At 25.5% G+C, this 6,908-nt stretch carries 8 protein-coding genes; all 8 read left to right on the top strand.

The genetic code is table 11. The annotated features are described in order from the left end of the window. Nucleotides 1–552: 552 nt before the first annotated feature. Nucleotides 553–1,074, top strand: a complete 522-nt coding sequence (locus tag Q0V15_RS10555) for a hypothetical protein (RefSeq protein ID WP_297438784.1) — start codon at nucleotides 553–555, stop codon at nucleotides 1,072–1,074. Nucleotides 1,075–1,160: 86 nt separating this feature from the next. Then, a complete protein-coding gene (locus tag Q0V15_RS10550; protein ID WP_297438782.1) occupies nucleotides 1,161–1,673 on the top strand; it encodes a hypothetical protein in 513 nt (170 codons plus the stop codon). A gap of 151 nt (nucleotides 1,674–1,824) precedes the next feature. After that, nucleotides 1,825–2,610: an SMI1/KNR4 family protein gene (locus Q0V15_RS10545; RefSeq protein ID WP_297438780.1), complete on the top strand. Its 786-nt coding sequence runs from the start codon at nucleotides 1,825–1,827 to the stop codon at nucleotides 2,608–2,610. A 798-nt stretch (nucleotides 2,611–3,408) separates the two neighbouring features. Then, nucleotides 3,409–4,668 carry an exonuclease domain-containing protein gene (locus tag Q0V15_RS10540; protein ID WP_297438778.1) on the top strand — a complete coding sequence of 420 codons (1,260 nt, stop codon included), beginning with the start codon at nucleotides 3,409–3,411 and terminating at the stop codon, nucleotides 4,666–4,668. A 104-nt stretch (nucleotides 4,669–4,772) separates the two neighbouring features. After that, nucleotides 4,773–5,195, top strand: a complete 423-nt coding sequence (locus Q0V15_RS10535) for a hypothetical protein (protein ID WP_297438775.1) — start codon at nucleotides 4,773–4,775, stop codon at nucleotides 5,193–5,195. Nucleotides 5,196–5,249: 54 nt separating this feature from the next. After that, on the top strand, nucleotides 5,250–5,867 hold the full coding sequence (locus Q0V15_RS10530; protein WP_297438774.1) for a hypothetical protein: 618 nt from the start codon (nucleotides 5,250–5,252) through the stop codon (nucleotides 5,865–5,867). A gap of 190 nt (nucleotides 5,868–6,057) precedes the next feature. Then, on the top strand, nucleotides 6,058–6,573 hold the full coding sequence (locus tag Q0V15_RS10525; RefSeq protein WP_297438771.1) for a hypothetical protein: 516 nt from the start codon (nucleotides 6,058–6,060) through the stop codon (nucleotides 6,571–6,573). Between the two features lie 27 nt (nucleotides 6,574–6,600). Then, the coding region (locus Q0V15_RS10520) for a hypothetical protein (protein WP_297438769.1) at nucleotides 6,601–6,908 on the top strand (308 nt) is incomplete at its 3' end.

The raw sequence follows: 6,908 nt of genomic DNA, 5'->3' as shown, positions 1-6,908 counted from the left end.
CCAAACACAATTTTAGTGTTTGGGTATTTTTATTTCATATAAAAAATCATAAAAAATTCTTTTTTCAGTGGCCTCTAGTTTTTTAGTTGCACTTTTTGTAATTGGAAGTGTTCAAATAGGATTTATAATAATGACGATACTTATAATAATAGCATTTTCTATATTTACAATTTTTAAAGATAAAATAATAGTATAGTTTCAAATGGAGTAAAGATTGTAAGATGTTTACTCCATTTTTCATTTAAAAAATAAACACTAAAATAAAATACTCGTAAATGATGATTTATAAAAATAAACTTTTGAAAATTCACTATTAAATGATAAAAATTCAAAATGCAAGTAAAAATAAAATAATATGGTTTATTTTTAACCTTCATAAGACCAATAATATAATTTATAAATAAAAAAATTAATTACATTCAAAAATTTAGAATATTAATTACCGATAAAGAGTTTAACAATAGAATTTTATGTAATACTGTAGTTTATATACTATTTAGTAATCTGAAGAGATATAATAAATAGTATGAATGCTTTTGGGGGGATTTAATTATGAAAAAAATATTTAAAGGGATATTGTTATTTTCAGTTGTGCTTTGGGGGACACTTGTTATTTTAAAAGTAAAAAGTGAAGCAATTGAATATTTTAAGAAAGAGGATGAGCAGGTATATGTTGAAACTGCAGCAATTATAAGTAAAAAGGGAATGAACCTTGTAGAAAGTTCACAAGAAAAGATGCTTTCTATATCTAATGAACTATTAAATGTAAATAAAATATATAAAAATTCTAAATTTATAGATTTAGAAAATATAAATACCAAAGTTTTAAATATTCAAGAGATAACAGGAAAACTTAAAAGTTTAGTAGATATGAATATGTTTATAAATTTAGATGGATTTAGAAAAGATGTAGAACATTTTAATTTACTTGTAGAAAATTATATAGTACTTATAAATGATGCAAATATTAAAAAAGATGAAAACCTTTTAGCCAATATATATTTAAAGGGTACTGAGTGTAGTGAATATTATCAAAGTATAATTAGTAAAGTTGAAACTTATGAGGTTGGTTAGTACTTTATTTTAAATTTTACTTGTGATAAAATAGTTATGTTGAAAAATGGAATAATAAAAAATTAAAATACAGGAGATTATAACAAATGACAAAAGGCAAAAAAATAGGAATTGCAGTAGCTGTTATCTTAGGTTTAATTATTCTTGTTTCTGGTGTTTTTATGAAACCTAAATCAGGAAGTAGTTCAGTAGAACCAGGAACATATGCAAAAAATCAAGTGGAAAAACTAAATCAATTACAGCAACTTACAACACAAATATATAAAGATGAAGAAACAACGGATATGGTACAGCTTAAAAGTCAAATTACACATATTAGCGGTAGTCAAGAATCATTATTTAATGGCATGATAACGGATCTTAATACAGCTAAAGATGCAATTGGTCAAAGTAGATATGATAAAATATCTGCTGTTTTACAAAACAATGTAAAGCCAGCGTATCAGTTAGTAATTACTGATGCAAATGAAATTGTTAAAAATGGATATGATCAAAATCCAGGGCAAACAGTTGAAAATTATCAAAATGCAATGAAAGCAATTTCAACTGCACAAAACACTATATCTAGCACACAAAGTACTGCTAGTTCAGAAAGCTAAAAAAAGATGTGAACTTAAATTTAAGTTCACATCTTTTTTTTAGTTGTTTTAAATTTTGGTGGAAAAAAAACTTTAATTTATATATAATGTTTATAGTAAAATAATAAACAAAAGCTAATTTAAGTTTAGTGCGTACAAAAGGAGAAAAAATATGAAGATAGTTAAAGAACTTTGGGAAGAAGTTTTAGAAATAATAGAGGAAAATATACGACAATTTTCAAGCGATTCATTAGAATGTGGTGCTAGCATTTCAAGAGTAGAAGAAGTTGAAGCTGAAATGGGCGTTAAATTTCCAAGTGGATTAAAAGCTTTATATTTGAAAAATAATGGAAGTGTAGGACTTGGAGCTATACTTGGATTTGAACTTATAACACTTGATGATATGCTAATTGTCTGGCACAATAATAAAAAAACATTAGCAGATGGTAAATATGCAGGTATTGATATAAAATCATCAGTAGAATCTACTGTTAGAGAAGTTCAATTTGATGAAAAGTGGATACCGTTTGCATATAATAATATTCACACATATTTAGCAGTTGATTTAAACCCAGGAGAAAAAGGTGCTAAGGGGCAAATTATCAATGTTGGAGATGCACAAGGCAATGAGGTTAAGTATGTCTTAGCAAAAGATATAGAAGAACTTTTAAATGATACGATAATGATATATGAAGCTAATGGATTAAAGATTGAAGAAGAAATTGAAGTTTCAGAGATTAGAGAGAATGAGACAAAAGAGTTACTTCTATTTATGGATAAGCATTTCTTTAATATAATAGAAGATTATAAAAATGGAAATGGAATATATGAGGAGCTTAATTCATCATATAATAATAGAGAGTATGATGATTACTCTGAGGAAGATGGTTATGATAAGTATAGTGATGATGACGATGATGAGTATCATGAATATGATTCATACGAAGATGAATATTAAAATATAATAAGAATTTAAGAGAATCAACTTATAACTTGCTTTTAGGGAATTGCTATATTGAGATTAAGTATATATTATGCTAATCGTTAATATAGCTTTTGTCTATATATAATAATTAAATTTATAACAATTAAATTTATAATACACTTTATCAGTAATAAATTTTATGTTGAAAATTTATTATAAAGATAAAAAAAAGCAACTATTTTATATGATTTCTTATTTTTACTAGCTAAAATTAAAAAATGTTTTTCTGTTAGTATTAAATTTAAACATATTGTTAAAAAAAAAAACAAATATTATACTGAAAATATGTTAGAATTAGAGTAATGGTAGAAAAATGTCGGAAGTTGTACAGGCTTTATAATTTCAGAGGATTTTTTTACTAATAACAAATAGTGACGTGTTTATGTAATTATCTAAAAGGATATATTAATAAATCTTAGATTGGTGATATAATATTAATTAAGTGGTTATGGATATCTAATCAAGGTTTTTAATTTTAGAGCTTTGAAAATCAACCTTTAAAATAATTATTTTAAGACAAATATCTAAGCGTTTTATGGGGTTAAAGCCTCGATTGAAAATTTTATAGGAAATATCTTTAATAATCTCTATATTCTTTAGTTTTTTAATTGTAAATTTGGAAATACTAAAGAATAAGGCTAAATTAAATTAGAATATCTAATTTAATATGAGCAAATCCTGTAGCACTAAGTAAGAAAGCTACATCTTTAAAAAGAGGATAAGGTCTGAAATTTTAGCTATAGGGTACATTAGTTTGAAAGGAGATAAATAATGAAGATTGCTTTTTTAGATTTAGAGTTTACAAGAAAACCTTATGATTCTACGTTTATCAATGAAATAATAGAAATGTCTTGTATAAGTTCGCAGATAGAGGATGAATATACACTTAATAATGACGGATATATTGTTTCAGAGTATAAGCTTAGCGATAAAAAGAGTGATAAGTTTACAACGCTTGTAAAACCAACAATAAATACATTTCTTACAAAAGAAATTGTAGAGTATACAGGGATAAACCAAAGAGAACTTGATAATACAGGTATACATTTAGAGGAGGCTATTAATAATTTATATACTTATATAAGAAAAAATGACATTGTAAGAATATATATATATGCTAGATACTCTAAAGATTTATTAACTAGTGCAAAGAGAATTTTAAGAGGTAGACTTGATAAGAAAATAGATTATATAATTAATTTATTAAAAGATATCAATTATTATTCAAATACAGCTAGAGAAAGACTTGTAAGAAGTATATCAAATGTGAGTAACTTTGAAGTTCAATTCTCTAAAGAAACGCTTATAAATAAAAAGAAATTTTCATTAAATGACACATATCTTGTGCTTATGAATAAAAAAGAAGTTAGTGCTAAATCAAAAGTTAAATCAGTGTCAGATGCAATGATAATTAAGGATGTATTTTTCTCAGATGAAAAAAATATAAACGATGAATTAAATGAGATAGCATATAGAATAGAACTCAAACGTGAAAAGTTACATTCTATAGTTCTTGGTAAAAAAGATATTATTGACTGGATTTGTTCTTCTACAAGTGTTGAAGATTTAAAGAAATATAAGACAGAGAGCCTTGAAAATGTTATGAAATCTATAATTTATATAATTAAAGAATTTAAACATAAAATAGGTACAAAATCTGAAATTTCAGTATCTAGCATCAATAAAAATGATAAATGGTTATACATTTATACAAATGTACTTGCTACTGCAAGAGATATACAATCAGTTTATGGATTAAAGGTTAAATCTGTTAAGGATTGTATAGATATTATGCTTGAAAAAGAGAAGGAAGTTGAAGCTAAGGAGTTAGATGCAAATGCAACATCTATACTTATGGAAAGTGGAGATGATTTTGAAAAGTTCAAAGAGCAGGTAAGTAATAAAAGTGAGAAAATGATAAATCTTCTTATTTCTAAGTGCAAGGATATATTAAAAGATTATGAGCACGGTCATGCTTTTAAAGTATATACAACTAAGCTTGGAATATTAAATGGAATTTTAGCTAAATAAAATAAACAGTAAATGTAACACGGTAAATAATTTAAGAAGGTAGACTAAATAGTAACACATAAAACTAATAGTAACTTAAAATATGCGAATAGAGGGAGACAGCAATGAAATATAAAGTAGTAGGAAATAATGATTCAATATTAAACGCAAGATATAATAGTTTTATGGGAGAAAGTTATGGGTATCTTGTTGGATTACTTCATAGAAAGTTAAACAGCGAGTGTAATAAAGATTTTAGAATAGCTATAGAAAGAGAATTTTCAGAAACTTTAAAAACAGTTACAGGGTCATATATATCAGCATATGAGGTTGAAAAGGTAAAAGCCAACTATGTTACAGAAAAAGAAGAATATAAAAAATCTGGGCATAAAATGCTTAAATATATATATACTTTCTTATCAAATGAGTATGCAAGTGATAAGAACTTTGATGTCAGAATGACTATTTTTAAAATTGTTGAAATGTTTAAAAATGATGGATTAAAGGGTTATGCTCTTGATCATTTATTATTAAGTATAAAACTTTAATAACTTATAAATAAAAGGGCTTTTAGCCCTTTTAATTTTTTGGAGGGAAATACCATGGATAAATTAGAAAGATTAAAGAACATAGTAGAAGCCGAAAAGTTTGATATACATAAAAAATTAATTAGATTTTCATTAATAAATAGAGAAAGTGAACTTACTTTTTCAAATTTTTATAATGTAGATAATAATGATGAGGTTTTAACTTTTATAGAGAATATAGTTATACCATCAGCTGCAATGTCTATCCTTACAGAAGAAAATGGAGATATTATTGTTACGATAGAAGATTCAGATGATTTTATAGAGTTATTTAAATCATATGGAGCAGAAGATAAGCTTGTTAAGAAATGTGAAAGATTATACCATGAAATTAATAAATTTAAAACTACTAAAAAGTTTGAGTATGCTGATTTTGCAGAATTTTTAGATCATATAAGTTTTGAATTAACAGAAGATCATTTTATACTTATATCACTTGAATATGCAGAAGATACACCACAGTACCTTAATCATATGTACCATGAGTATCAAGAGATGAATCATCTTGATATTTTAGAACAGGAACTTGCAAAAATGAATCTATGTATAGGTGGATTCCTTGATATTTGTGCACATACGGATAAGTATGAACATGAAATAAAAGAGAAATTACTAGATTTACTTCCATACTAAAAATTTGTAATATGATTAAGAGATATTCTTTTATCAAATTAGTATTAAAAAAAGAATAATTAGAAGTAAAAAAGCAGAAAATAATTATTATATTATTTTCTGCTTTTTGCTATAAAATTGTTTTACTTGTTAACAATTTTTTGATATACTGTGAATTGCTAAAATAAATATGTCGGATTTTGGAGGTTGTATGGCTAAAAATATAGATTTAATTTCATATCCATTTTTAGATGAAGATTTTGGTAGTACAGATCATGAGGTTTTAAGTGATTTTTTATCATCTGTGCTTGGAAGAATATTATCAATGGATACACCATTATATGAGGAAACTTTTTGGCTTATGGAAATGGCACTTCATTTAAATGGTTCAGTGAGAGGGCGTATTGCTGTGACAGAGGCTGATATAGATAGAGGGCTTTCAATGCTTTCAAAATATAGAGAGAATAATAAGGATAGATTAAGTGGATTTGTACTCCCTACTGGCTGCAGATTAGCATGTGAATATCATATTGCTAGAGGTGAGGCTAAAAAAGTTTCGAGAAATTTACATCTTGTAAGAAATAGCGGTATAAAAGTTGATGAAATATTAATTGATTTTATTGATCTTATGACAAATATACTATTTGTATTTTCGCTTGAGATTAATAGATTAAATGATATAGATGAAAAAGTCTTTATATCAAAATCTTATGGGAAGTTTAAATAAAATTAAATAACAAAGGAGAAAGAACTAATGAAAAAAATGAGTTCAAAAATTATAGCAGCAATTATAATTATAGCAATAGTAGCAATTGCTATCGGTCTTGGTAATAAATATATATATGGACCAGCTATAAAGGGTTCTAAAACATTAACAATAACAATTGAAGACCAAATGAATAATAAGGTAATAATGAATAAAGAAGTATTCCATACGGATGCAAAAACTTTAGATCAATTCATGCAAGAAAATAAAATAGAATTAAATGCAGAAATTACACAAGAATATGGGATGCCATTCTTAATGGGTCTTAAAGGTCTTAAAACTACAGATATGAAGAC

The sequence above is a fragment of the uncultured Clostridium sp. genome, from assembly GCF_947036855.1.
Classification (GTDB): domain Bacteria; phylum Bacillota; class Clostridia; order Clostridiales; family Clostridiaceae; genus Sarcina.
This window is presented reverse-complemented; position numbering and strand designations above follow the sequence as displayed.

Excerpts from the sequence above, each read along its gene's own strand:
- Q0V15_RS10530 (WP_297438774.1), top strand. The coding sequence starts at position 5,250 with ATGGATAAATTAGAAAGATTAAAGAACATAGTAGAAGCCGAAAAGTTT.
- Q0V15_RS10540 (WP_297438778.1), top strand. The coding sequence starts at position 3,409 with ATGAAGATTGCTTTTTTAGATTTAGAGTTTACAAGAAAACCTTATGAT.
- Q0V15_RS10535 (WP_297438775.1), top strand. The coding sequence starts at position 4,773 with ATGAAATATAAAGTAGTAGGAAATAATGATTCAATATTAAACGCAAGA.
- Q0V15_RS10525 (WP_297438771.1), top strand. The coding sequence starts at position 6,058 with ATGGCTAAAAATATAGATTTAATTTCATATCCATTTTTAGATGAAGAT.
- Q0V15_RS10550 (WP_297438782.1), top strand. The coding sequence starts at position 1,161 with ATGACAAAAGGCAAAAAAATAGGAATTGCAGTAGCTGTTATCTTAGGT.
- Q0V15_RS10555 (WP_297438784.1), top strand. The coding sequence starts at position 553 with ATGAAAAAAATATTTAAAGGGATATTGTTATTTTCAGTTGTGCTTTGG.
- Q0V15_RS10545 (WP_297438780.1), top strand. The coding sequence starts at position 1,825 with ATGAAGATAGTTAAAGAACTTTGGGAAGAAGTTTTAGAAATAATAGAG.